Origin of the sequence: Parascardovia denticolens DSM 10105 = JCM 12538, from assembly GCF_001042675.1 — a bacterium.
Lineage (GTDB): Bacteria > Actinomycetota > Actinomycetes > Actinomycetales > Bifidobacteriaceae > Scardovia > Scardovia denticolens.
Genome location: NZ_AP012333.1, coordinates 940,158 through 964,213, shown reverse-complemented (window position 1 = coordinate 964,213; position 24,056 = coordinate 940,158). Strand labels below are relative to the sequence as shown.

Annotated in this window: 23 protein-coding genes; 5 read left to right on the top strand and 18 right to left on the bottom strand. The window is 59.1% G+C overall.

Annotated elements, in window-relative coordinates; translation table 11 throughout:
• Positions 1 to 111: 111 nt before the first annotated feature.
• From PSDT_RS04045 to PSDT_RS04025, 5 genes are all read left to right on the top strand, one after another.
• Positions 112 to 2,079, top strand: a complete 1,968-nt coding sequence (locus PSDT_RS04045) for a helix-turn-helix transcriptional regulator (RefSeq protein ID WP_006289224.1) — start codon at positions 112 to 114, stop codon at positions 2,077 to 2,079.
• Positions 2,079 to 2,462, top strand: a complete 384-nt coding sequence (locus PSDT_RS04040; protein WP_006289225.1) for a hypothetical protein — start codon at positions 2,079 to 2,081, stop codon at positions 2,460 to 2,462. The genes PSDT_RS04045 and PSDT_RS04040 overlap by 1 nt, the downstream gene beginning before the upstream one ends.
• Positions 2,462 to 3,601: a diacylglycerol/lipid kinase family protein gene (locus PSDT_RS04035; protein WP_006289226.1), complete on the top strand. Its 1,140-nt coding sequence runs from the start codon at positions 2,462 to 2,464 to the stop codon at positions 3,599 to 3,601. The genes PSDT_RS04040 and PSDT_RS04035 overlap by 1 nt, the downstream gene beginning before the upstream one ends.
• Positions 3,598 to 6,498, top strand: a complete 2,901-nt coding sequence (locus tag PSDT_RS04030) for a DEAD/DEAH box helicase (protein WP_006290423.1) — start codon at positions 3,598 to 3,600, stop codon at positions 6,496 to 6,498. Before PSDT_RS04035 ends, PSDT_RS04030 begins: the two co-directional genes overlap by 4 nt.
• A 194-nt stretch (positions 6,499 to 6,692) precedes the next feature.
• The gene (locus tag PSDT_RS04025) at positions 6,693 to 7,040 is read left to right on the top strand and encodes an RNA polymerase-binding protein RbpA (protein WP_006289228.1); all 348 of its coding nucleotides are present in this window, start codon (positions 6,693 to 6,695) and stop codon (positions 7,038 to 7,040) included.
• 140 nt (positions 7,041 to 7,180) lie between these two features.
• On the opposite strand, the gene PSDT_RS04020 is transcribed toward PSDT_RS04025, so the two are convergent.
• From PSDT_RS04020 to PSDT_RS03935, 18 genes are all read right to left on the bottom strand, one after another.
• On the bottom strand, positions 7,181 to 7,864 hold the full coding sequence (locus tag PSDT_RS04020) for a MerR family transcriptional regulator (protein WP_143828289.1): 684 nt from the start codon (positions 7,862 to 7,864) through the stop codon (positions 7,181 to 7,183).
• A 59-nt stretch (positions 7,865 to 7,923) separates the two neighbouring features.
• A complete protein-coding gene (locus PSDT_RS04015; protein ID WP_006289234.1) occupies positions 7,924 to 8,364 on the bottom strand; it encodes an FHA domain-containing protein in 441 nt (146 codons plus the stop codon).
• A gap of 6 nt (positions 8,365 to 8,370) precedes the next feature.
• A complete protein-coding gene (locus PSDT_RS04010) occupies positions 8,371 to 9,306 on the bottom strand; it encodes a DUF881 domain-containing protein (protein WP_006290425.1) in 936 nt (311 codons plus the stop codon).
• A 12-nt stretch (positions 9,307 to 9,318) separates the two neighbouring features.
• Entirely contained in the window at positions 9,319 to 9,651 is a 333-nt protein-coding gene (locus PSDT_RS04005) for a small basic family protein (protein WP_006289236.1), read from the bottom strand.
• A gap of 1 nt (position 9,652) precedes the next feature.
• Positions 9,653 to 10,867 (bottom strand): DUF881 domain-containing protein, encoded by a 1,215-nt coding sequence (locus tag PSDT_RS04000; protein ID WP_006290426.1) that lies wholly within the window; start codon positions 10,865 to 10,867, stop codon positions 9,653 to 9,655.
• Positions 10,864 to 11,490: a CDP-alcohol phosphatidyltransferase family protein gene (locus PSDT_RS03995; RefSeq protein WP_006289238.1), complete on the bottom strand. Its 627-nt coding sequence runs from the start codon at positions 11,488 to 11,490 to the stop codon at positions 10,864 to 10,866. Before PSDT_RS03995 ends, PSDT_RS04000 begins: the two co-directional genes overlap by 4 nt.
• Before the next feature lie 23 nt (positions 11,491 to 11,513).
• Positions 11,514 to 12,188: a ribulose-phosphate 3-epimerase gene (gene rpe, locus PSDT_RS03990; RefSeq protein ID WP_006289239.1), complete on the bottom strand. Its 675-nt coding sequence runs from the start codon at positions 12,186 to 12,188 to the stop codon at positions 11,514 to 11,516.
• Between the two features lie 33 nt (positions 12,189 to 12,221).
• Positions 12,222 to 13,352 (bottom strand): prolipoprotein diacylglyceryl transferase, encoded by a 1,131-nt coding sequence (gene lgt / locus PSDT_RS03985; RefSeq protein ID WP_006289240.1) that lies wholly within the window; start codon positions 13,350 to 13,352, stop codon positions 12,222 to 12,224.
• On the bottom strand, positions 13,345 to 14,559 hold the full coding sequence (rlmN, locus tag PSDT_RS03980; protein WP_006289241.1) for a 23S rRNA (adenine(2503)-C(2))-methyltransferase RlmN: 1,215 nt from the start codon (positions 14,557 to 14,559) through the stop codon (positions 13,345 to 13,347). Before rlmN ends, lgt begins: the two co-directional genes overlap by 8 nt.
• A gap of 184 nt (positions 14,560 to 14,743) precedes the next feature.
• Positions 14,744 to 15,757, bottom strand: coding sequence for a phosphatidate cytidylyltransferase (locus tag PSDT_RS03975; RefSeq protein ID WP_006290428.1), 1,014 nt, complete (start codon positions 15,755 to 15,757; stop codon positions 14,744 to 14,746).
• A 55-nt stretch (positions 15,758 to 15,812) separates the two neighbouring features.
• Entirely contained in the window at positions 15,813 to 16,364 is a 552-nt protein-coding gene (gene frr / locus PSDT_RS03970) for a ribosome recycling factor (protein WP_006289243.1), read from the bottom strand.
• A 59-nt stretch (positions 16,365 to 16,423) separates the two neighbouring features.
• Positions 16,424 to 17,155, bottom strand: a complete 732-nt coding sequence (gene pyrH, locus PSDT_RS03965) for a UMP kinase (protein WP_006289244.1) — start codon at positions 17,153 to 17,155, stop codon at positions 16,424 to 16,426.
• 146 nt (positions 17,156 to 17,301) lie between these two features.
• Positions 17,302 to 18,177 (bottom strand): translation elongation factor Ts, encoded by an 876-nt coding sequence (gene tsf, locus PSDT_RS03960; protein WP_006289245.1) that lies wholly within the window; start codon positions 18,175 to 18,177, stop codon positions 17,302 to 17,304.
• Between the two features lie 50 nt (positions 18,178 to 18,227).
• Positions 18,228 to 19,064 (bottom strand): 30S ribosomal protein S2, encoded by an 837-nt coding sequence (gene rpsB, locus PSDT_RS03955; RefSeq protein ID WP_006289246.1) that lies wholly within the window; start codon positions 19,062 to 19,064, stop codon positions 18,228 to 18,230.
• Positions 19,065 to 19,358: 294 nt separating this feature from the next.
• Positions 19,359 to 19,850: a peptide deformylase gene (gene def / locus PSDT_RS03950; protein WP_006289247.1), complete on the bottom strand. Its 492-nt coding sequence runs from the start codon at positions 19,848 to 19,850 to the stop codon at positions 19,359 to 19,361.
• A 4-nt stretch (positions 19,851 to 19,854) separates the two neighbouring features.
• Entirely contained in the window at positions 19,855 to 21,951 is a 2,097-nt protein-coding gene (locus tag PSDT_RS03945; RefSeq protein WP_006289248.1) for an AMP-dependent synthetase/ligase, read from the bottom strand.
• Positions 21,952 to 22,086: 135 nt separating this feature from the next.
• Positions 22,087 to 22,650, bottom strand: a complete 564-nt coding sequence (locus tag PSDT_RS03940; protein ID WP_223293561.1) for a protoporphyrinogen oxidase — start codon at positions 22,648 to 22,650, stop codon at positions 22,087 to 22,089.
• 258 nt (positions 22,651 to 22,908) lie between these two features.
• Positions 22,909 to 24,033, bottom strand: coding sequence for a GuaB3 family IMP dehydrogenase-related protein (locus PSDT_RS03935; protein ID WP_006289250.1), 1,125 nt, complete (start codon positions 24,031 to 24,033; stop codon positions 22,909 to 22,911).
• Positions 24,034 to 24,056 lie beyond the last annotated feature (23 nt).

Genomic DNA, 24,056 nt, shown 5'->3' with positions numbered 1-24,056 from the left:
GCCCTGGACAAGTCCGTGGCTTCCCTTTTTGCGGGAGTTTCTTCAGGGGTCCGGGCCCCGATAAATGAACGACCGCGCCCGATGCGGTCAGAAACAGGTACAAGAGGATATATGGCTGAAGGATCTACGAACGGTAGGCGTCGATTTTCCGATAAGTGGGGGAAGCACGAGCTCGACGTACTGGCCGTCCTGTCATCTGCTTTTCCCCAGTGGCTTACCTCGCGGCAAATCGCCCAGCGAGTGAAGGCTTATGCCGATTCATACGGCGAGCTGGCGGATCAGGCGGCTAAGGCTGCCTTCGCCAAGCAATTCCAACGTGACCGGGCCAAGCTGACGGCCATGGGCATCGCCATCGAATCCCGGCAGCCGGAATATTCCTCCAAGTCGGAAGGCCAGGATTTCGCTTCCTATCGTCTCCAGCTGGGGGATGAGCCCCGGGTCATGACCCAATTCCAGACGGAAGACATGCCCCTCTTGGCGGCCGCCAACTATCTGGCCCGGTCCATCGCGGCCAATGAGCAGGAGAACATCCAGCGGGCGAAAGACAGCCAGCACAAGAGCCGGAGCACCCCACGCCTGGCCCAGACCCCGACCCCGGGATTGGGCTTGGATTCCATCGCCCCCGGCCTGGGGACCCAGAAGATCCCCGAAGTCCTCACCAATATCGTGGACTCCCGTCGGTTCGCCGCCACCGTGGAATTCGAAGGCGAGAACATCAATGTGGCCTATACTGACTCGGATGACCTGGCTTCCTATGTCTTGGATCATCCCGGCTCCCGAATTCTGGAACCAGTCGAAGCCCGTGAGGCATACAAACGTCGTTTGAATGCCGCTAAAGCATTCGAATTGGCCGACTTGTCCGTCTCCGACAAGGCCATCCCCGCTTCCGACGTTCCGGTGATCTCCGTCTCCGAACTCCTTCAGACCGATGACGAGCTGCCGAAGAAGCAACCGACGGTCCAGACCGGGAGCGAAGTTGATCGCCGCCTCCACCTCATGCTTTTCCTTTCCGCCCATCTGGGGGAGGAGTATTCCCTGACCGAGCTGGCGGACCGCTTCATCGGCCCCGCCCGCACCCCGGAAGAGGAACGGCGCAACGTCAACACCCTGCGCAAGGACATCGGCACTTTGACCACCGTCTCCGACGATGGGGAAGTGGCCGGAAGCCAGTTCTTCGAGATCGACTGGCCCCTGCTGGAAGACGAAGGCATCGTCAGCGCCACCAATTCTTTGGGTCTGGAACGCCTGGCAGGGGTTTCACCCCAATATATGAGCATGCTGACCGCTTCCGTCAGCTACCTGGCCCATTCCCCCCTCATGCCGGACATCGACCGCAAGCAGGCCATGGATCTCTATAATCGGCTCTATGAGTATTCCAAACCCGGTCAGACCCCCTGGCTGAGCCTGACCGGTTTCGAGCTGGCCCCCGCCTGCTTCCCAATCATCAAGCACGCCATTGAACACGACCAGCTGCTGGACATGGAATATACCGATGGGTCCGGCCGCACCCGCCGCCGTCTGGTCGCCCCGGCGAAAGTCTTCGTGGATGAAGGTGTCTACTACCTGGCCGCCTGGACCGGGGTGGGGGAGAAGGACCGGAAGGTCCCGGCCGAGGACCCCATCGATGAAGAGGATCAGGCCCCTGTCCGCAAACGCCGCAATTCCAAGTCACAGAACTGGCAGACCCTCCGTCTTTCCCGCATCGGCAAGGTGGAGACGGTCGAGCCCAGCCATCACATCGACGTTCCGGAAGTCCCCCTGTCCGACTTGCGCGAATGGAACTTCGAGAACGGGACCGAAGCCGTCTTCCTGACCAATCAGAAGGGGATGCCTTTTATCAAGAGCCTTCCGGGGGCCACGGTCGAAGACACCGATCACGGCCAAAAGGTCCATCTGATCATCTCGTCCGACTCCTGGTTCGTGGCCTTCTGCATCGCCCACGCCCGCCATATCAGCGCTGTGGGGCCGGAGACTCTGCGGTCCATGATCACGGCCCGAGCCGATCGGGAGCTCACCCATATCAATCAACAGGAAGAGGCCGATTCCAAGCGGTCCGAAGGTCATCGGAGGAGGCGCTGATGCCGGGCTGGGGATGGGCCATCCTGATCGTCGCGGCCTTGATCGTCTTCATCCTGGGATTGATTTACGCCTTCCTCCATGCCAAAAAAGCCATGACGGGGATTTCAAAGACGGCCGACGACATCCAGGTACGGGTCGCCAAGATGACGGAGAAGGGGGAGCTCCTGGACAGGGACCGGGTCCCCGCTTTTGCCAAACCGATCAAAGCGAGCGCCGACGTTTATTCCAAAGCCCACGAAGAGGTCTTGGAAGGCAAACGGCGCCGCTCCCAGCGTCACCGCGCCACCTGGGACAGCTGGGCCGAGACGGATAAGAAGACCATCAACGGGCTCGGGCAAAAGCTGGGAATTCCGGCCGAAGACCTCCTTGACGAGAACGACTAGTGAGGCAGGCCAGAACGAAAAAGCCGGGGGGAGTCCGCCTCGGGCTGCTGACTAACCCTGCCTCGGACTTGGGAAAAGGACGCAAGGCCGACGAGCGCATCATCACTCTCCTCCGGAAAAAGACCAAAGAGCTGGGCTATCGTCTGCGGGTCCTCTCAGCCCCTGATGCGGCCACCTCTTTAGATCTGGTCCGTTCCGCCCTGCCTGACCTCGATCTTCTCCTCGTGGCCGGGGGAGACGGGATCGTCCATATAGCTGCCAACGCCTTGTCCGGCAGCGACCTGCCTGTGGGCATCATCGCTTGCGGGTCCGATAACGATTTCGCCCGCGGATTGGGCCTACCCATCCACGAAATCGAAACCAGCGTCGACCTCCTTTTGGAGGCCTGGATGCAGCGGTCCATCCTCCCCGTGGACCTGCTCGCCGTCGATCCCCTTCCTTCCGACTCGGGCGCTTCAGACGCTTTCGGCGCTTCCAAAGCTTCCAACGTATCCACCGCTTCCACCGAGCGAGTGGGCGGCCAACGAACCGTCTACGTGGCTGGCTCCCTGAGCTGCTCCATCGACGCCGCCATCAATCAAAGGGCCAATCGTTCACCCCTGCCGTGGGGGCCTTTGCGTTACGTCCAAGCGGGGGTCTCGGAAGCCAGCCATCCCCTGGCTTACGGTTTCCGCCTTGGTCTGGACGCGGGCGGGACCGAGGACGGGCCGGATAAGCCGGCGACCCTTTCCCCGGAGACCCCCCTCCTTTTGATTTCCAACGCACAGTGTATAAGCAGCGGAATCAGGATTTCGCCTTATTCCTCCTTGCAAGACGGCCACCTGGATCTGGTTTTGACCAAATGGACGCCCAGCCCCCTGCAGGCCATCAGGACCTTGCTCAGAGGCTACAAGGGACTGCACATCCAGGACCGGTTGATCGGCTGGAAGCGGGTGAAGGCGGTGACGATAGCGGCCAGCGGTCGCGGGACCGAACCCCCTGATCTCATGGGGGATGGGGAGATGATAGGCCGTCTGCCCGTCAGAGTCAGCTGCCGGCCGAGAGCCGTGCGTATCCTTTTTCCTCTTGGTCTTGATGACCCCGAAAAGAATCAAAAGGACGGCGTCCAGACCGACGGCCGCCATAAGGACAGGATATGAGTAAACATTGGCGTCATAGGCAAGCCGCCGACCGGGCAAAAGAGGCGTCCGAAAACGAGGCCTTGATCGAATACCGATGGGAATCCGAAGACAGGGATCAATTGACTCCGGCCCAGCGTTTCCAGGCCTATAGCAGGGGGAAATCCCGACGGACCTCAAAATCCCAGGTCTCTGACCAAGACCGGCAGACAGGCTTAGGAAGAGTCTCACGAAAGGACTCACAGGCCGGTTCGTCTACAAGTTCATCCGATTCTGCCAGTTCACCCACTTCATCAGGAACCGGGTACCTGGCCCACCTGTATGAAGAGTCTTTGGATTTCGACCTGGATAAGTTCCAACGGCGGGCCCTGACCGAACTCGAAGCCGGCAATAACGTCCTGGTGGCCGCTCCCACCGGGGCGGGCAAGACGATCATCGCCGATTTCGCCATCTACCTGGCCCGGCAAGGCAACGTCAAAGCCTTCTACACAACTCCCATTAAGGCTTTGAGCAACCAGAAATACCATGACCTGGTCAGGATCTACGGACCGGACAAGGTGGGGCTTCTGACCGGGGACATGTCCATCAACTCGGAAGCGGACATCGTGGTCATGACGACGGAAGTCCTGCGGAACATGCTTTACGAAGGGTCAACCACCCTGACGGCCTTGCGTTACGTCATCCTGGATGAGGTGCATTACCTGGCCGACCGCATGCGGGGCCAGGTCTGGGAAGAGGTGATCATCCACCTGCCCAAGGACGTGAAGGTCGTGGGCCTGTCCGCAACCGTCTCCAACGTCGAGGACTTCGCGAATTGGATCCAATCGGTCAGGGGGAAGACCAGCCTGATCGTCTCAGAGAAACGCCCGGTCCCCCTCATCCAGGAAGTCATGCTACAGGAGTCCGATAGGAAGGAGCCCCGGCTTTTCGACCTCTACCAGGACGATCAGGAAGTGGGGAAGGGGGCCAAAGTCAATCCCCAGCTCATCGTCGCCTTGGACCAGCTTGAACGGAAGGCCCAGCGCCAGACTTTCTCCCATCAGGCCCCTGGCCGGGGAAAGAACAAAGTCGGGGCTTATGGCCGCAAAGGTTTGAAAGGCCGACATGGGAACAGAGGTGGAGGGAAGATGCCGACATCTTCCGCAGACGCCGGTCACCATACACCTCGGTGGTGGGCCGTGGTCGATGAGCTGGACTTCCTCGGCCTCTTGCCCGGCATCTATTTCATCTTCTCCCGTAACGGTTGCGACCAGGCCGTCTCCCAATGCATGCAGGCTGGATTGTCCCTTACCTCCCGCGAGGAAGCCCAAGAGATCCGCCAGATCGTCGATTCCATGGCTTATGGGCAGCTGACTGCCGACGATAAGAAAGCCCTTCGTTTCGCTGATTTCCGCCATGCCTTGGAAGAGGGGATAGCCCCACACCATGCCGGGATGATCACCCTCTACCGCCAGATCGTCGAAAAGCTCTTCGAACAAGGCCTTTTGAAGGTCGTCTTCGCCACCGAGACCTTGGCCTTGGGGATCAATATGCCGGCCAGAAGCGTGGTCGTGGAGAAGCTGGAAAAATTCAACGGGGTCAGTCACGAGACTTTGTCTCCGGGGGAGTTCACCCAGTTGACGGGCCGGGCCGGTCGCAGGGGAATCGATCCGGTGGGCTATTCGGTCATCGTGGATCATCCTGGCTTCCTGCCTCAGACCGCCTTGGCCCTGGCCTCCAAGCGCGTCTATCCCTTGCATTCCAGCTTCGCTCCCACCTTCAACATGGCCGTCAACCTCCTGAACCGCTATGATCTGCAGACCGCCCGACGGACCTTGGACCATTCCTTCGCCCAGTGGGAGGCCACCCTTTCCGCTAAGAACCTGGATGCGCAGATTCAGACCTCGCGCCAGACCTTGGAGGGGTATGAGAAGGACTTCGCCTGCGATTATGGGGATTTCGCCGACTTCATGCGGATCCGCCTGGCTCTGACCGACTTGGAGCGGTCGGGTAGAAGGCAGCTGAAACACCAGCGGTTCGCGAATGAGAAGGCCAGGAAGCGCGCCTTCGCCGACCTGGACGCCCGCATCGCTGATTTGAAGAAACAGGAGAAAGAGCATCCCTGCCGTTCCTGCCCGGACCTCGACTCCCATCTGCGGATCGGTTATAAATGGGGCCGTCTGCTCAAAGAGCTGGACCGTTTGGAAGAACGGTACAATTCCCGCACCGGAACCGTCTCCCGGCAGTTCGACCGTCTCTGTTCCATCTTGAGCATGCTTGATTACATTGAGGATGTGAACGAGATGAACATCACGGACGAGGTGAATGCGACAAGCGAGGAAAACGAGACAAGCGAAGCGGAAAATAGGGCCAGAGCCGGTCATTCCGACCAGCCGAGCTACCGTTTGACCGAATCAGGGCAGCTCCTGCGCCGGATTTACAGCGAGAAGGATATCGTTTTGGCCCAGGTCCTGCATGAGGGGACCCTGGACTCCTTGACCGCCGAAGAGATGGCTTCGGTGGCTTCCGCCTTCGTCTATGAACCCCGGCGCGGGTCCTCTACCGGCATGCCTCGGCATTTCCCCGGAGGGGAAAAGGGGAGACTGGCCCAGACCGCCTACCAGGTCCTGCGAACTTTCCAGGAAATCAACGGACTGTGTGAGGATTATGGGACCGACTCCTTGCCTGACATCGATTTCGGCCTAAGCGAAATCATGTTCAACTGGGTGACCGACAAGCCTTTGACCAACATCCTTCGGGATTCCGATCTGACTGGTGGGGATTTCGTACGGAATTGCAAACGGACGGTCGATATCCTCACTCAGATCTCCACCGTGGGCGATTTCCTCCCGGATTCCCGTACAGCGGAGGTCGCCCATGAGGCTGCGGCCCTAGTGAATAAAGGGATCGTGGCCTATAGCGGAATCGATGAGGAATGATCGGAATGACGGCAATGACGGCTTTATAAACCATAATGCATAATAATGGTCGATAACGGTTGAATTGGCGAAAAGGGATAAGCCTGGGCGATACGAGGTGATCCTAAGCGAAATGACTGCTTGAAGGGGGTCGACGGAATAAGGAGCCGTCTTCTTCCTTTAGTAAAGTGGGAAAGATACTTCAGGAGGTAAACATGGCAGAACGTTCTCTTCGAGGCATGAGTATCGGGGCGAAATCCTTGGAGTCGGACGACAACGTCGATTTCGCGGCCCGCAAGGATGTGACTTATGTGTGCCCGCAAGGCCACAGGACGATCCTTCCTCTGTCCGCCGACGTGGAGGCTCCGGAATCTTGGGAATGCCGGTGCGGTCAGATCGCTCATCGGGAGGATGTCGATGACGTCGCCGACGAAAACGGCTCGAAGCCGCAACGGACCCATTGGGACATGCTCATGGAAAGGCGGACGGAAGAAGAGTTGTCTGAATTGCTCAAGAAGCGCCTGAAGATGCATGAGGATGGGTGGATTCCGGATTACGAGTGATGGACGATAAAGGTCATGGGATATAGCTTTAGCCGATAATGTACGTTATGTCAGATTAGTCATATTGATTTAATGATTGACTCGATCCCCGACGGATACCAGGTAAGACTCTCGCAATGGTTTTTCTCAATGAAGACAAATCAAATCACTCGAGCCCGATGCTCCTGTCGCTGGGCCTTCTGCAGCTCGATCCGTTTGCGCAAACGACGTTCAGCCAATTCATCAATCACACGTCCAGGATGCGCCTTGACTTGGCTGTCGGTCAGGTCCACGTAATCGGTCTGGTCCAGGCTGGCCTCGACCTTATGCCAGATGACGCTCACGGAGACGCCGAAAATGGCTTGTCCGGAACTCATCAATTCCATCATCTGCCGGTCGGACTGGCAATCGACCACCCGCTGACCATCGCACAGGATGGTCATCTGCTCTAGATCCTTGCTTTCATGGTTCATGAGGAAGGAAATGGCCTTGTTCACGTTCTGCAGGTTCACCCCTGCGTCCAAGAGCCGCTTGGATACGGCCAGGATGACAACGTCCTTGAAGGAATACAGCCGGCGGGACCCGGAACCATGCGAAGGTGTGATGGACGGCTCCACGATTTGCTTGCGGGCCCAGTAATCAAGCTGACGGTAAGTGATCCCCGCGACTTTGGCGGCGACCGGTCCTTTATAGCCCCGCTTGAGGTCCTTGCTGTCCGAGGTCTCGAAAAGCTCCCCCTGAACGGCGTCCTGAGCCTTCAGCTCTGTCCTGTCGGACAAGCGGACGTGCAGGGAAAGCTGCGGCCTGCCTTGAGCTTGAGTCTCTGTCTTCATGTCTTTCATCATGTGACCATCCTCAAATCCTAAACTACTAATATGTAGTTTAAGCATGGAAGTGTGGAGAATTATTGAGCAACGACGGCAGACTTTGTGAAGAAAACGAAGCGGTACTTCCCTATCATGATCTCATCGCCGTTGCGCAGGACTGTGTCTTCCACCCGCTCCCGGTTCACGTAGGTGCCGTTGAGGCTCCCCCGGTCTTCCACATGATAGCGCCCTTCGATCCGCTTGAAGACCGCATGGGACCTCGAGACCGTGCCGTCGTCAAGCATGATGTCCTCATGAGGATCGCGGCCGACGGTGAGCTCGTCTTCGTCAAGAAGGTAGCGGGAGCCGGACAAGGGTCCCCGGGTGGAGATGAGCAGGGCGTCCTGGGGGCCCAGCTTGGAGATGGTGTCCAGATCGTCGGCAGTCAGGGGCCTCTCCCCCGTCTGCGTCACGGGAATATTGATAGCGGGCAAGCCAATGCTGGTCGTCTCACCTGCAGATGGTATAGGATCCGTCATCTTATCTTAGTCACCTACCGCTTTCGCATATTTGTTTTCTCTGGATTGCACCGTAGCGCTAATCAAAACCTTATCCGATTCCTCTACTTTAACCGTCGCCCCGTACGTTACCCTCAGCTTGGAACCGACCCCGCCGGCGATGTTGATGGCGTTATCCAAGGCGGAAGAGGAGCCGATGGCCCGGAAAACGTAGGGTGAAGAGATGAGCTGGCCGTCGCATTCCACCCCGTTGGCTGTGTCGACGATGTAGGAGGAGGTGATGATGCGCACATGGTTGAGCTCGATCACTTCCGCCCCGGCGTTTCGCAATTCCTCCAGGACGCTGAAGAGGACGGTGGATGAGATGGGGGTCCTCTTCTGGGTGATGGTGATGACCGCCCCTTGGCCTTGGGCCTGCAGTCGTCCGGAAAGGATCCCGTTGATCTGCTCGTTCTCCTTGGCGATCTTGATGATCTCCTCCTGTTTGTTGGCGGCGCTCTTGATGGAGGAAAGCTGGGAATTCAGGTTGGCTTTCTGCGTCTCCAGCTTGCTGATCTGGGAATTGGTCTCGTCCAGGAGGCGGACCAACTCGTCTTCGCTCAAGTTGCTGTAGGTGGTATCGACGTTCCGGGATTGCCACATGTAGCCGAAACCCAAGGCCAGGCACAGGACGAAGATGAGGACGCTGGCCAGGGCCTTGTTGCGGACCATGGGCGAAATCCGAGGGATCCGTTTGACCTTCTTGCGGGGAATGACGGGGAAGGCTCCGGTCTGTTCCTCTTCGTCCTCCTCCTTTTCCTCTTTCGCTTTCCCTTTCTTCGTCCCCTTGTCCCCTTTTTTATCGCCGACCTTGCCTTCGGACAGTGCGTTGCTTTCTTCCGCTCCGGCTGGGTCGTCGGACCTGTCCACCGTGGCTTCATCCTCGACGTTTTCCCTGGCTTCCGTCATATCATCCTTGGTCATCGCTTCTCCCCCTCATGCCCGGAAGATGTACCGGCGGATGGCCGACACGTTCGAGAAGATGCGGATGCCTAGGACCACGATCACGGCGGTCGTCAGCTGGGAACCGACCCCTAGTTGGGAGCCGATGAGGACCAGCAAGGCCGCGGTGACCACGTTGGCGATGAAGGAGATGATGAAGACCCGGTCGCTGAAGTTCCGTTCGAAGTAGGACCGGGCGGCTCCCAGAAGAGCGTCCAAGGCGGCGACCACCATGATGGGCAGGTACGGTTGGAGCCAGATGGGGACGCTGGGCTGGAAGAAGATCCCCGCCACGACTCCTACGATAAGGCCGATGATTGCTGCCATCTTATTTCTCCTTTGCTTTCTCCACGGTGACGCTGGTGACGGCCGGGAGCTTCAAGTCCCCTTGCCGGGAAAAAGAGACCTGAATCCCATAGGACTGCAAGGCCTGACGCAACTGTGGATTATGCGTTTCATCTATGGCCGATGTCAAGTTATTCGAATCCCCTATGGCTTCGATGGTATAGGGGGACGAGATGGGAACCGTCCCGATGAGGATGTTGTTGCCGGCCAGACGGATGGAGCTTTGGGCGCCGAGCCGAATCCCGTTGATGGAGATGGCTTCCGCCCCGTAATACCACAGGCGGGCAACGATGATCTGCATATGGGAGTCGGTCAGAGTCTGCTTCTGCAGGCCGGCGGAGACCCGGTTGGAATCGTTCTGGGCTTCTCTGGTCGGATTGGTGATGACGATCTTGATTCCGGGGCCGGAAACCGGGGTCAGAGCATCGGCGAGGTTGTCCGATTTCTGTTGGGGGGTCAGGTTCATCTTCCGGATGGAGGAGATCTGGGAGTCCCGCTGGCTTTGGAGTTTGGATACCTGGTCTTCCACCGTCCTCTGCCGTTTGACCGCCGTCGTCACTTGCTGGCTCAAAGTGGCCCGCACCTTGGCCCTGGTGTCCTTCTGCAGGAGGCGGATGGCCTGCATGCCGCTGATCCCGATGGCCACGCAGAGGATGAAGGAGATGGCCTTTTGGATCCATTTCTGGATCGGGGTCTCCCAATGCGCGGTCAAGGTCGAATCTTCGTACATCTGGTCCATAGGACGGTTGATCAGGTCGTCCAAAAGCCGGGAGGAGGACCGACTCCCTCGATGCCCTCGTCTGGTCTCTTGACCGGAGCGGTCCTCCACGGCCTCGTAACGCAGGAGGCGGCGGACGTCCGAAGAGAAGATCGCCCTTTGCTGGATGGCTCCAGCCGTAGGGACGAAAGTCTCCAAGTCGTCTGGATCCTGGATGGGGTCTTTCAAGTAGATGGAGGGGTCCCGGGATTCCCGGGAGAGGATGGGGACCGGGGTGGAGGCGTCTGACCAGGGGTCGGATGAGAGGCGGTCCCTGTCGGAGAAGAGCCGGGACCTGCTCCCCCACGATCCACGGCCTGGTTTCTTCATCTCCGAAGTCGCTGTTTCCGAGGTCGTCGTCCCCGAAGCCATCCGGCCTTCTTTTGAGTCTGTAGGGCCTGCGGGATCCTGATTCAGGCCGGAGGCGGATTCTCGGCTCATGCGGCCTTCTTCGTGCGTTCCAGACGCAGGATGTCATACCCCTGTTTCAGGTAAACCCCTCCGGCCACCCAATAACAGACGACCCCCCAGATCACCCCGGCGACGGCCAGAAGATGGAGGGCGGTGAAGAAGTCCCCCTTGCTGATGTCGGCGACGATCAGGCAGGGGATGGCGATCATGAGCAAGGCCGTGCCGACCTTGCCGACGAAATTCACAGGCAAAGGGCCATAGTCGTATTGGGCTATGATGACCACTTCGATGGCCATGATGAAGTCACGCAAGGCGATGGCCCCTAAAAGCCACCATGGCAGGAGGCCGGCGAGGCCGAAAGCCAATACCGTGCACAGGATGAGAAGCCTGTCGGCGATGGGGTCCAAAAGTTGCCCAAACTTGGATACTTGGTGAAGCCGCCTGGCCAGGAAGCCATCCAAGCCGTCGGTGAGTCCGGAGAAGGCGAGGACGACAAGGGCCGCCCACATCTGCTCCCGATAAATCAGATAGGAAATGACGGGAATGGAGATGAGTCTGAGGAGACTGACGAAATTCGGTATGGTGAAGACGACGTTCTTCGGTTTCAGCTCCTCTTCCTTCTGAGCGTCCAGCCTGGACTCTTCGTCTGTCATGATCGTCATCGGAATGAACCTCCCTACCTGCGGAAGGCAGCCTCGGCTTTCTGACGGATCGCGGCGATGGCGTCCGCGGGATTCTTGACCCCGTAGACGGCGGAACCAGCGACCAAGACGTCGGCCCCGGCCTCAGCCACGATGGGGGCGGTGGTGGGGCTGACTCCCCCATCCACCTGGATGCTGGTGGACAGTCCCCTCCGGGTGATTTCGTCGCGCAGACGGCGGACCTTGCCCATCTGGTTGGACAGGAATTTCTGACCGCCGAAACCGGGCTCCACCGTCATGATGAGGATCATGTCGAACTCATCCAAGATATCGAAAATGGACTCCACCGGTTCCGCCGGACGGACGGCGAAGCAGGCTTTGGCCCCCATGTCGTGCAGCTGACGGGCCAGACGGACGGGGGCGTGGGCGGCTCCCATATGGAAGGTGACGGATCGAGCGCCGCAACGGGCGAACTCGGGGGCCCACCTGTCCGGGTCTTCGATCATCAGATGAGCGTCCACCGGAATGGGGGAAACCTCGCAGATCCTTTTGACGATGGGCTCCCCCATGGTCAGGTTCGGGACGAAATGATGATCCATGACATCCACGTGGACCAGGTCGGCGGTCTTGATGGCTTCAAGCTCGCTTTGCAGATTCACGAAGTCGGCGGACAAAATGCTCGGTGCAATCTTAATAGTCATAAGCTTCATTCTAGGTAAGATGAAAGACGAATCCGACCGTCCTCAGTCGTCTTTTTCCTCATCTTCTTCGGCCTCGTGAGCCGCCTTTTGTTCATGTTTCCTGGCCAGGACCCGCTTTTTGGCATCTTCATAGGCCTGGCGCTCGGCGACCAAGGCTTCATGCCTCTGTTTACGGATGGCCTTCTCTTCGTCCGCCTGGGCCTTCCTCTCCGACTCCAGCTGGGAGGAGACCTCCTTATGGCTGATCTTCCCGGCCTCGATCTTGGCCTCGTAAGCGGTGACCCTGGTCAGGAGGGCGGACAGGCGTTTGGTCGTGGACCCTTTACGTTGCAAGATGACGAAGACCACGGCGGCGGCCACGAAGACGCAGATGGACACCCAGACGTTGATGCGCAGACCCAGGACCCAAACGGCCGGATCGACTCGTAAGAGTTCGATCCAGGTGCGGCCCAAAGTGTACCACATGACGTAGAAGGCGAAGGCGGAACCGGCCTTGAACCGTTTGCGGATGAAAGAGGTCATCCCCAGCAGGAGGGCGGCGCCGATCAGATTCCAGATCATCTCATAGAGGAAGGTTGGATGGTAAGGGCCGGTGATTGGGCAGGTGCCGGCGTTCTCCATCGGCAGCTCAAGGGCGGATTCGTTGAGGATCAGGCCCCAAGGCAAGGTGGTGCAGGATCCATGAAGCTCCTGGTTGAACCAGTTGCCCCAACGCCCGATCGCCTGGGCGATGAGAAGGGCCGGAGCCAAGCAATCGGCTAGGAGGGCCATGGGGTAATGCCGGTGGCGGCACCAGGCCCAGGCTCCCAAAGCGCCAAGGAAGACGGCCCCCCAGATGCCCAGGCCCCCGTTCCAGATCTTGAAGATATCGACCCAATTCCCATCCGGCCCGAAATAGCGGTCCGGGGTTGTGATCACGTGGTAGAGGCGGGCGCCGACGATGCCGCAGGGCACGGAGATGATGGTCAGGTCCAGGATTTGGTCGAAGGTTCCGCCCAGGGCTTTCCATCGTTTGGCCGTCAACCAGACGGCGACGATGATGCCGAGGAGGATCATGATGGCGTAAAAGTGGATGGTCAGGTTCCCGATGTGGAAGCTGGAAACGGTCGGAGACTGGATGTAGGCCTCCACCGCCGCGGATGGATGGGTGAGAATGCTGCCGACGCTATGCATAGAGGGCGTCCTCCTTTTGTGCGAGTTCTTCTTCGGCGCGGGTCACCAGTTCTTTGGCGGCCAGCTGACCACAGGCCCCGTTGATGTCCGATCCCCTGGTATCGCGCAAAGTGGCGGTGATGCCGGCTTCGTGGAGGATGTCAAGAAAACGGGCTTCGTCTTCCGGCTTCGAAGCCGTCCATTTGGACCCTTCGATGGGATTGAGGGGGATGGGGTTGACATGGGCCCAATTGTCCCCGTAACGGTTGAGTCGTTTGGCTAGAAGGCGGGCATGGACGGCCTGGTCATTGATGCCCTTCATCAAGGCGTATTCGATGCTCACCCGCCGATGGGTGGCCAGGTAATAGTCATGGGCGGCGTCCAAGACCTGGGTCGTGTTGAACCGTTTGTTCATGGGGACCAGTTCGTCGCGTAGCTCATCGTCAGGTGCGTGCAAAGAGACGGCCAGCCGGACGGGGATCCCCTCCCCCATCAGTCTGCGGATTCCGGGAACGATGCCGACCGTGGAAATGGTGATGTTCCGGGCCGAGATGCCGAAGCCTTCCGGAGGCATGGCGGAAATCCGCCTGATGGCCTTCATCATGGCCCGGTAATTGCCCAAGGCCTCCCCCATCCCCATGAAGACCACGTTGCTCAACCGGGTCGGCTCCCCCAAACGCCCATCCCGGGCCTGGGCGCTGGCGTAGCGGACTTGTTCCAGAATCTCCCCCGCGGACATGTTCCGGGTCAGCCCCAATTGACCGGTCGCGCAGAAAGGACAGGCCATCCCGCATCCCACCTGGCTGGAGATGCACAAGGTGGTCCGACTGGGGTATTTCATCAGGACCGATTCGATCCGGGACCCGTCGAAGAGCTTCCATAAGGTCTTGATGGTCGTCCCATGGTCGGCCTCTTGTTCCAGAAGAGGGGTGATCAGGGTCGGGAAAAAGGCCTCTTTGACTTCCTGGGCCTTGGCCGAAGGGAAATCGCTGTAAGAAGCCACATCGACGTCATCATGGGCGAAGTAGTGCTGCCCCAGCTGCTTCAGGCGGAAAGAGGGGTAGCCCAGGTCTTTCATCAGATCCACTCGCTGATCCTGGTCCATGTCGACCAAGTGGAGGGGCGGCTTCCCCCGGCGGGCGTGGTCCTTCGAGAGGACATCCCGGAAGGCCCCTTTGGTGCCCCCAGGGGTGATGCCAGTCTCCGGTTCGCTTGTTTCGTCGATCATTCGCTGTCCTTTGTGGTCTGTTCTGCCGAAATCAGCCTATCATGCGGCCTGGCGAGAAGCCGCCAAACAAGGTCCCTAGGAAGGCCATCGGAAGGGTCCTTGGCGGTACGCCAAATCCAGCAGTCAACAACACGTGATTTGTTGATTCGTCATTTTCCAGTAGTCATAAATATCTAGATTATGTCTAGAGGCCGGCGGCGACCAAGATGAAGAAGGTCACCGGGGCGCACATGAGGATGGAATCCACCCGATCCAAAACGCCGCCGTGGCCTTTGAGCAGATGCCCCATGTCCTTGATCCCCAAGTCCCGTTTGATTATGGAGGCGCTCAGGTCGCCGAACAGGCCGACGAGTCCGATGACCAGACCCAGGATGACGAGGACGAACCACTTGCTGCGCCAGGTGGCTGAGGCATAGGTGCAGGCTCCGATGATCAGGGTCCCGGCCAGGGTGAAAAGGACGGACCCCAGGAGCCCCTCCCAGGACTTTTTCGGGGAGATGCGGGGGGACAGCTTGTGTTTGCCCAGCCACGTCCCGAAAAGCAGGCCACCGGTGTCCCCCAGAGCGGGGACGAAGATGACCATGATGGCGTGGGCCAGATAATGTTTCATGGTCATGGGCAGGACGATGAAACTGGCCAGGAAGGGGACATAGAAAACGGCCAGGCAGGTGGCTAGGATATTGCGGTACCGTTCCGGCTGCCCATCCGGCAGGACTGCGCTGTGCGGGGTCTGCCCCTCCAACTCGCCAGCCAGGCCGGAATTGACTTTGGCCAAGGCCGCTTCGGCCGCCCGCTCCGACCCCTTCCGGTTGATGCTGGCGAAGATGACCGTCACTAGGAAAGTGGCGGTGATGCCGGCCAAGGCGACGGCCAGATGGTCTTTGGCCGGCAGGTAATAGACGCTCAGAAGCTGGGCGGCCGAGCAGATCCACAAGGCCACGAGCGGGATGCGGATGCCGACGACGGCGAAATCGACCCGCAGCTCCCACAAGGCGATGAGCATGAAGATCACCACCAGGAAGATGAAAGGCTGCGGGTTGAAAATCATGGAGGCCAGGACCAAGAGGACCAGGAGGGCCCCGGTAGCGATGGCCTGGGGCATATTCCTGCCGGCCTTCTTGCTGATCTGGTCGACCTTGTCCTTGGCCTCCGCCTTCACCCCATCCATCCGCTGGTCCGCTCGTCCGTTTTCAACCATGTTGCGCCGTCACTCCGTAAGAATATCGGTTAAAGAAAAATGATCCCCGGGTCGATCAGACGGAGAGGATCTCCTTTTCCTTGGTTTCCAAGAGGGTATCGATCTCCTCGGTCGCCTTCTTCGTCGCCTTGTCCAGGTCGGTCAGGAGCCTCTTGCCTTCATCTTCGCCGAAATCGCCGTCTTTGGTGGCCTTGTCGATGCCCTCCTTGGTCTTGCGGCGGATGTTGCGGACGGCCACCTTGCCTCTTTCGGCGATTTCGTGGGCTAGCTTGACATAGTCCTTGCGGCGCTCCTCCGTCAGCTCCGGCAGGGTGACGTGGATGACGTTGCCGTCGCGACGGGGGTTCACCCCCAAATCGGAATCGCGGATGGCCTTCTCGATCGATCCGGCCTGGGTCACGTCGAAAGGAGTGACGGACAGGGTGCGATTATCGGCCACGCCGATGGAAGCCAAAGCCTTCAAAGAGGTGGGGGCTCCGTAATAATCGACGGTCAGGCCGTTGAAAAGCGCGGGGTTGGCCCGGCCGGTACGGATCCCGACGAAGTTCTCTTTGGTGGTTTCGATGGTCTTGTCCATCTGGCTGCTGGCCTCATCTACTACTGACATGTGTTCTCCTATGGTTCGGTGGTTCGGTTGGTTCTTCTTCAAAAATCGTGAATCCGCCCTTAATCGTGATCCGTCACCAAGGTTCCCAAGGGCTCCCCGTTGATGACTTTGGTGATGTTGCCCGGAGTCTCCAGGCCGAAGACCCGGATGGGCATCTTGTTGTCCCTGGCCATGGACAAGGCGGAGGCGTCCATGACGGCCAGGTTGTCCACCAAGGCCTTCTTATAACTGAGGGTGGTGAACATGGTGGCTGTAGGGTCCTTGCGAGGGTCGGCCGAATAGACGCCATCCACCCCGTTCTTGCCCATGAGGACTTCATCGCAGCCGATTTCCAAGGCCCTTTGGATGGAGACGGTGTCGGTGGAGAAGTACGGCATGCCGGCTCCGGCGCCGAAGATGACGACCCTCCCCTTCTCCAGATGCCTGATGGCCCGCAAGGGGATGTAGGCCTCGGCCACCTGCCCCATGGCGATGGCCGTCTGCACCCGGGTGGCCTGCCCTTCCTGCTCCAGGAAATCCTGCAAGGCCAGGCAGTTCATGACGGTCCCCAGCATGCCCATGTAGTCGGCCCTGGCCCTCTCAAGACCAGCCTGGCTGAGCTCGGCCCCACGGAAGAAGTTCCCTCCGCCGACGACGACGGCGATCTGGTTGCCCTTGTCCCTGGCCTCTTTGATTTCCCCGGCGATACGGCGGATCACGGTGGTGTCGATGCCCACGGAGCCGCCGCCGAAAGCCTCACCGGACAATTTCAGAAGGACTCGTCGAGGATGCGCTTCTTTGCCATTCACCATATCTAACCTCCAGGCTTATTCTTTTACATGGTAGCTGAATGAACAGACACCTTCGACCCTTGACAGGCATGAAAAGACCGGAGCCAGAAAGGCTCCGGTCCTGTTCGCTTTTCAGCGGGTCCAGCGGTTTCCGCCGGCTCCTTGGCTTACTCAGCCTTCTCAGCCTCTTCGGCCTTGGGCCCCTTGCCCACTTCCACGCGGGCGAAGGCCACGGCCTTGCCGCCAACGCTCTTGAAGAGATCGGCGATGGACCGGGAAGTGTCCTTCACATAGGCCTGATCCAGCAAGCAGACTTCCTTGTAGAAAGCGTTGAGACGGCCTTCCACGATCTTGGGGACGATCTTCTCGGGCTTGCCTTCGGCCAGGGACTTCTCCGTGGCCACGCGGGTCTCGGACTCGGCCACGTCCGCGGGGACGTCGTCGCGGGAGAGCCATTTGGGGGCCATGGCGGAGATCTGCAAGGCCACTTCATGAGCGATCTGGGCGCCGGCTTCATCGGTGGCAATCATGGCCACGATGGAGGGGGGCAGCTCGACCGACTTGCGGTGGGCGTAGATCTCCACATGGGGACCTTCCACCTTGGCCACCTGACCGAGCTTGACGTGCTCATGGAAGAGGGCCGCGGCCTCGTCGATGGTGTCCTTGATGGTACCGGCCTGGGAAGGAGCGGCCAGGACTTCGGCCTCGTTGGAAGCCTCGGCCTTGACCACGTCCGCGATCACCTCATCGCCGAACTGGACGAACTGAGGGGTCTTGGCCACGAAGTCGGTCTCTGAGTTGAGCTCGACCGCATAGCCGGCCTCCCCTGCGTCGGACTTGACCACCTGGGAGGCGACCAGACCTTCCTGGGCCTTGCGGCCTTCACGGGCGCCGGCGGCCTTGATGCCACGGGCGCGGATGATCTCCTTGGCGCGATCGACGTCGCCTTCGGCTTCTGTCAAAGCCTTCTTGACGTCCATCATGCCTGCGCCGGTTTCATCACGCACCTGCTTGATGAGGGCGGCGGTTACTTTCTGTGCCATTGTTTTTTTACTCCTTGTCAACAATGAAGAGGACGAGTCGAATGAAAAGACTACTCAGCCTTGGCTTCGGCCTCGACTTCCGCGGCCGGCTCTTCCTTCCCGGCTTCGGCGTCCTTGGTCAAAAGGTCCTTCTCCCACTCGGCCATAGGCTGGGCGGCTTCCTTCTCGTTGGACTTGGTCGCCTTGGCGGCCTTGTCGGAACGAGCAAGCAGACCTTCGGCGACGGCGTCGGCCATCAGAGAAGTGAGCAGTTCAACGCCGCGGATGGCGTCATCGTTGGCGGGGATGGCGTAGTCGACGGAGTCGGGGTCGCAGTTGGTGTCCACCAGGGCGACGACGGGGATGCCCAGCTTGTGGGCCTCTTCGACGGCCAAGGCTTCCTTGTTGATATCCACGACGAACATGGCGGAAGGGGTCCGGTTCATATTGCGGATGCCGCCGAGCTGCTTGACCAGCTTGTCCTTTTCGCGCTCGAGCAGGAGGAGTTCCTTCTTGGTCAGGTTGCTGGAATGGACATCGGAGAAGTCCATCTCTTCCAGTTCCTTCATGCGGGCCACCCGCTTGGAGACGGTCTGGAAATTGGTCAGCATGCCACCGAGCCAGCGTTCGGAGACGTAAGGCATGCCCACGCGGGTCGCCTGGGCGGTGATAGTCTCCTGGGCCTGCTTCTTGGTCCCGACAAAAAGAACGGTGCCGTTGTGGGCGACGGTGTCCTTGATGAAGGTGTAGGCCTGATCGATCAAGTCCATGGACTTGAACAGGTCGATGATGTGGATGCCGTTGCGTTCCATCAAGATGTACTGCTTCATCTTGGGATTCCAACGGCTGGTCTGATGACCGAAATGAACGCCAGCATTGAGCATCTGGCTCATGGTGATTTGTGCCATGATATACCTTTCTGTCGGTTATTGCCTGGCTATGCGTACCTGCGTACAGCTCCTGGGACCGCAGGGCTTCGGGAACCGACCGACACAGGCCGTCGCCTGCATAGCGCGAATTCGCATGTCATGGACGATGGGATCGATCGGAAAGGCGACGACCGCCTCCCGATCGGGAAATCGACATGCAAGAAGTCATTATAGGAAAAGGCCTGTATGTTTTACGCGTTCCCGTATGAAGACCTACAGGCCTGAAATGGATCTAGGCAGTTTTCGACGGACTTTGGTGGGTCTTCCTCGGTCTCAGGCCGCCTTCTGCTGGCGACGCATGTACCGCAGGGCCTCGCGGCGCTCTTCCTTCTCCAAGCGATCCAGATAGACGTGCCCGTCCAGGTGATCGCATTCGTGTTGGAGCATGCGGCCCATGATCCCCTTGCCTTCCAGGACGATCTTCTTGCCGTCCAGGTCGATCCCTTCGACTCGGGTGTAATCAGCCCGGCGGGTCTTGTACCAAAGTCCGGGCACGGACAGGCAACCTTCATCCCCGTACTGTTCCCCTGACCGGGCGACGATCTTGGGGTTGAGCACATAGCCGACCTTGCCGTCGATGTTGTAGGAAAAGGCCCTGAGGGCGACGCCGATCTGATTGGCCGAAAGACCGGCCCGGCCGGGGTCGTCCACCGTGTCCAGAAGGTCCTGGACTAGGTTCCTCACGGCCGGGGTAATCGTCGTGATGGGGTCGCAGACGGTGCGCAAAACAGGGTCCGGCACGATCCGGATGTCTCTGATGGTCACGGGCCTAAGCCTCCCTTTCCTGATCGAAAGCGGGGCCATCAGCCTCAGAGTCTCCCTTTTCGGACGGGTTTTGGTCGGCTTTATCGGTCTTGACGCCTTTATCAGCCTTGACGTATTTGCTGACCGAATCCTTGATCGTGTCCATGGAATCCTTGGCCTTGGCCAGGGCGGGTTCAAGCTTCTCCTGGGCCTGCTTGATGGACCTTTGGGTGGTCTCGGAGACGGAGTCCGCCGCTTCCATGAGTTTGGCCGTGGGAGCCTTCGGCATGGTCGATGCTTTAGGAGCATACATTTGGCTATCTATGAGCGATTTGTATTGTTTCAGGACCGCCCCGCGCACCACTTTCATGCTAGGGGTGAGGGTCTTGTCCTCTTGGTTGAAATCGTCGGGGATGATGATGAACTTGCGGACGGATTCTGCCCGGGACACGGTGTAGTTGGCCCGGTCTATGTATTCCTGGACCAAAGAGCGCACGGCGTCGTCCTCACAGGCCTCTTTCATGGTCAGGCTTCCGGCCCGGCCTTGGCCTTCCAGCCAGGTTTCCACCATATCCGGGTCCAGAGTGACCAAGGCGGAGATGAAGGGCCTGCCATCGCCCAGAACCAGGGCTTGGGAGACGATGGGGCAGGTCTTGATGATGTCCTCCATGGGAGAAGGGGACACGTTCTTACCGCCTGCCGTGATGATGACGTCCTTCTTGCGGCCCACGATATAGATATAGCCGTCGTCGTCGATCTCGGCCAAATCGCCGGTGCGCAACCATTGATGGTCGGCCCCGTCGAAGGCCTCGTCCGTCTTCTGAGGACTGTTGAGGTAGCCGGCGAAGACGCTGGGGCCTTTGATTTCCAGCTCATCATCCTCGGCTAAACGGCTGGAGAAGCCAGGGGCCACGCGTCCGACGGATCCGACCCGGTTGAACTTCTCCGAATTGATGACGCAGGGGGCGGCCGTTTCGGTCATGCCATAGCCTTGGATGAAGGTGATCCCGTCGATCCCGTGGAAGAAGAAGGCCAGGTCGATGTTGATGGGGGCTCCGCCGCAAGCCAGGAAATGCAGTTGCCCGCCTAAGGCGGACCGGATGGACTCCCCGACCGACCGCTCGTAGAAGGCATGTTCCACCTTCTCCTTGAAGGTATGCTTTTGCCCGTTCTGCTCGGCCTTGCCCCAGGCGACGAAATGCTTGAAGGCCTTGGCGAAGATATGGCCGTTCAGACCAGCGCCGGCCTTCTGCGAGGCGGCGTTGTAGACCTTCTCGAAGACACGGGGGACGCCCAAAAGATAGGAGGGATGAAAAGTGCGCAGGTCGGTGAGCAGGTGCTTGACGTCGGCCTGATAAGCGACCACGCCCTTGTCGCTGTTCATGTTGGAATACTGGATGTACCGGGCGAAGCAGTGGGCCAGCGGCAGGAAAAGCAGGAGCCGGGTCACGTCGGCGTTGAGCATGTTGGGCAGGATGTTGGGGCCATTGATGACGATATGGGCGAAATTGGTGTTGGTCAGCATGGCGCCTTTCGGCTTGCCGGTGGAGCCGGACGTGTAGACGATGGTGGCCACGTCATGCCCCTGGACCAGGGCGATGGCCTTGTTCAAGGTCTCGTCGCTCACTTGGGATCCCCAGTCCTCCAAAGCTTCCAGACCTCCGCGGTCCACGTTGAAGACGTACTTGACAGAGGTGGCGCTGTCCGCCCGCAAAGCCTCCAAAGTCTGGGCCCGCTCATCCCCTGCCGTGAAGGCGATGGCCGGCTTGGTCTCCGAAACGATGGTGGCCACCTGACCGGCGGAATCCGTGTCGTAGATCGGCACGGAGATGGCTCCGATGGCGGCGCAGGCGAAATCGGCCACTCCCCACGCGTACGAGGTGGGAGCGTAGATCACGACCGTATCCCCTTTGGAGATGCCCAAGGCGATGAGACCTTTCGCGGCCTTGCGGACGGCCTCCATCATCTCCTGGGCCGAAACGTACACCCATTCATGCTTCTTCCCCTTGTAGGCCGCCAATGGTCCATCGGGGTTCTTGGCCACGCGACGGGAAAGGAAGGAGAAGATGGTGTCGGCCTCAGTGGTGACTGTTATGTCTGGATTGGTAAACTCGCGTAACATACTTCGTATATTACGCCATAGCAAGTATGACCACTCGAGGGAATCGCCCCCTCTTCAAAGACGTCGCCGCCCCCGCTCCCTTTCCGCGGTCCTTCCGCGGTCCTTCCGTCCGCTGAGGAAAAGGACTCGTCGGCTTCAGGAGATGTCGCAGTGGGTGCACATCCACCGGTCTTCGAAGCGGGAGACGACCACGGTCGCGCAACACAGGCCGTTCCCGATGGCCAATATCACGATGGATTCGCACTTGTTGGGGTTGACGACCATCGTGTTGACCAAGCGGGGTATCACCGGGAAGTTCTTGGTCTCATGGCTGTCGATCAGATCGAACTTATCCTTGCCGGCGTACTTCTGCATGAAGGCCTCGGTCACCAGGAGCTTCTTCTCCACTTCCGGCAGCATGTATCTGTCCAGGAGGCGGGGGCTGAGCCTGCCCCGCATGATGTCCACGCTCAGACAGGCGATGGTGCACGAAAGGACCGAAAGGCGCACGCTCTCCTGTTTGGGTAAATCGTCCGGAACGCAGCGCATGATATGGAATTTCGTCCGTCCCCCATACATACCCACCTTCTGGATGACTTCGAAGACGTGCTCCTGGTCCTGCTTGTTCCGACTGTTTTTGCCGAAGTGATGCTTCCCTAGCTTCTTGCTCAAATCATGCGATTGAGGGGAGTAATCGGGATTGCTAAACGTTTCCGTCATTTTTCCTCGTCTTTCATCGATTCCACCATGGAATCGATTTCCCTCCTGCGCCTCTTCCTCGACGATCTCCTGACTCCTTTGTTTCAGGGAAGGTTTCTTCAGCTCCATGCTGCCCCATGCAGCTATTATTTATTCATTATCCTCTCAAATTTTTTCTTCTGTCAACTTACACGAAAAAAGTGTGGATAACCTTACAAGGTATCCGCACTTATCCACATTTTGCGGCTTATAATCCGCAGAAATCCTAGGCTCCCAGCCTCATCGGTTTTCGTAGGGGGCCGCCACGATCGGGCATTTCTGGAATTCGCGCAAATCAACGTAGCCGGCCGAAGCCATGGCTCTTTTCAAAGCCCCGATATAATTCATGCTCCCATCGGCCACATAACTGGGCCCGAAAAGGACTTCCTCCATGCTGTAAGGGGTTTCGAACTGGGTGCGACGGCCCCGGGGAAGGTCGGCATGAGTGGCCTCATGTCCCCAGTGGGAGCCATGGGCAGGGGCCTCTTTGGCGTGGGCCAGGGGGTCGCCCATCATGACGGCGTCGGCACCCAGGGCGAAAGTCTTGACGAAACTGCCCGAAGTCCCCAAACCACCATCGGCGATCACCTGCACGTAACGGCCATCGGATTCTTCCATGTAGTCTTTCCGGGCTGCGGCCACATCGGCGATGACCGTAGCCATGGGCACATGCATGCCGGTGATGGACCGGGCTGAGGAAACGGCCGTGCCTCCGAGGCCGACCAGGACCCCGGCCGCTCCGGTGCGCATGAGGTGGATGGCTGCCTGGTAGGATCCCGCCCCACCCACAATGACCGGCACATCCAACTCGTAGATGAACTTTTTCAGGTTCAGGGGTTCATGGTTGCGGGAGACATGCTCGGCGGAGACGGCGGAGCCGCGGATGACGAATAAGTCCACTCCGGCCTCCAAGACGGTCGAATAGAAATCGAGAATGCGGGGAGGGGTCAGGGAGCCGGCCACGGTGACCCCGGCGTCGCGAATCTGATGGAGGCGCTTGAAGATCAAATCCGCCTTGATCGGTTCCGCGTAGATCTTCTGCAGGTAGGGGGTGATGCGATCATCGGGGATGGAAGGGATCTTGTCCAGCAGGGGTTGGGGGTCCTCGTACCGGGTCCACAGGCCTTCCAAATCCAGGACGCCCAAGGCGCCCATCTTGCCCAGTTCGATGACGGTCTGCGGGCTCATGATCGAATCCATAGGGGCGCCAATGACAGGAATGTCGAATTCGTAAGCGTCCACCTGCCAGTGTGTGTTCACATCCTGAGGGTCGCGGGTGCGGCGGTTGGGAATGATCGCCACATCGTCCAACGAATAGCATAAACGGCCGGTTTTGCCCATGCCGATCTCAATTTCCTGTGTCATGCTTCAAGGGTAAGCAGGACTTG

Bases quoted from the DNA above. Each gene is read 5' to 3' on its own strand.
- PSDT_RS04045 (WP_006289224.1), top strand. From the start codon at position 112: ATGGCTGAAGGATCTACGAACGGTAGGCGTCGATTTTCCGATAAGTGG.
- PSDT_RS04040 (WP_006289225.1), top strand. From the start codon at position 2,079: ATGCCGGGCTGGGGATGGGCCATCCTGATCGTCGCGGCCTTGATCGTC.
- PSDT_RS04030 (WP_006290423.1), top strand. From the start codon at position 3,598: ATGAGTAAACATTGGCGTCATAGGCAAGCCGCCGACCGGGCAAAAGAG.
- PSDT_RS04025 (WP_006289228.1), top strand. From the start codon at position 6,693: ATGGCAGAACGTTCTCTTCGAGGCATGAGTATCGGGGCGAAATCCTTG.
- PSDT_RS04020 (WP_143828289.1), bottom strand. From the start codon at position 7,864: ATGATGAAAGACATGAAGACAGAGACTCAAGCTCAAGGCAGGCCGCAG.
- PSDT_RS04015 (WP_006289234.1), bottom strand. From the start codon at position 8,364: ATGACGGATCCTATACCATCTGCAGGTGAGACGACCAGCATTGGCTTG.
- PSDT_RS04010 (WP_006290425.1), bottom strand. From the start codon at position 9,306: ATGACCAAGGATGATATGACGGAAGCCAGGGAAAACGTCGAGGATGAA.
- PSDT_RS04005 (WP_006289236.1), bottom strand. From the start codon at position 9,651: ATGGCAGCAATCATCGGCCTTATCGTAGGAGTCGTGGCGGGGATCTTC.
- PSDT_RS04000 (WP_006290426.1), bottom strand. From the start codon at position 10,867: ATGAGCCGAGAATCCGCCTCCGGCCTGAATCAGGATCCCGCAGGCCCT.
- PSDT_RS03995 (WP_006289238.1), bottom strand. From the start codon at position 11,490: ATGACAGACGAAGAGTCCAGGCTGGACGCTCAGAAGGAAGAGGAGCTG.
- rpe (WP_006289239.1), bottom strand. From the start codon at position 12,188: ATGAAGCTTATGACTATTAAGATTGCACCGAGCATTTTGTCCGCCGAC.
- lgt (WP_006289240.1), bottom strand. From the start codon at position 13,352: ATGCATAGCGTCGGCAGCATTCTCACCCATCCATCCGCGGCGGTGGAG.
- rlmN (WP_006289241.1), bottom strand. From the start codon at position 14,559: ATGATCGACGAAACAAGCGAACCGGAGACTGGCATCACCCCTGGGGGC.
- PSDT_RS03975 (WP_006290428.1), bottom strand. From the start codon at position 15,757: ATGGTTGAAAACGGACGAGCGGACCAGCGGATGGATGGGGTGAAGGCG.
- frr (WP_006289243.1), bottom strand. From the start codon at position 16,364: ATGTCAGTAGTAGATGAGGCCAGCAGCCAGATGGACAAGACCATCGAA.
- pyrH (WP_006289244.1), bottom strand. From the start codon at position 17,155: ATGGTGAATGGCAAAGAAGCGCATCCTCGACGAGTCCTTCTGAAATTG.
- tsf (WP_006289245.1), bottom strand. From the start codon at position 18,177: ATGGCACAGAAAGTAACCGCCGCCCTCATCAAGCAGGTGCGTGATGAA.
- rpsB (WP_006289246.1), bottom strand. From the start codon at position 19,064: ATGGCACAAATCACCATGAGCCAGATGCTCAATGCTGGCGTTCATTTC.
- PSDT_RS03945 (WP_006289248.1), bottom strand. From the start codon at position 21,951: ATGTTACGCGAGTTTACCAATCCAGACATAACAGTCACCACTGAGGCC.
- PSDT_RS03940 (WP_223293561.1), bottom strand. From the start codon at position 22,650: ATGACGGAAACGTTTAGCAATCCCGATTACTCCCCTCAATCGCATGAT.
- PSDT_RS03935 (WP_006289250.1), bottom strand. From the start codon at position 24,033: ATGACACAGGAAATTGAGATCGGCATGGGCAAAACCGGCCGTTTATGC.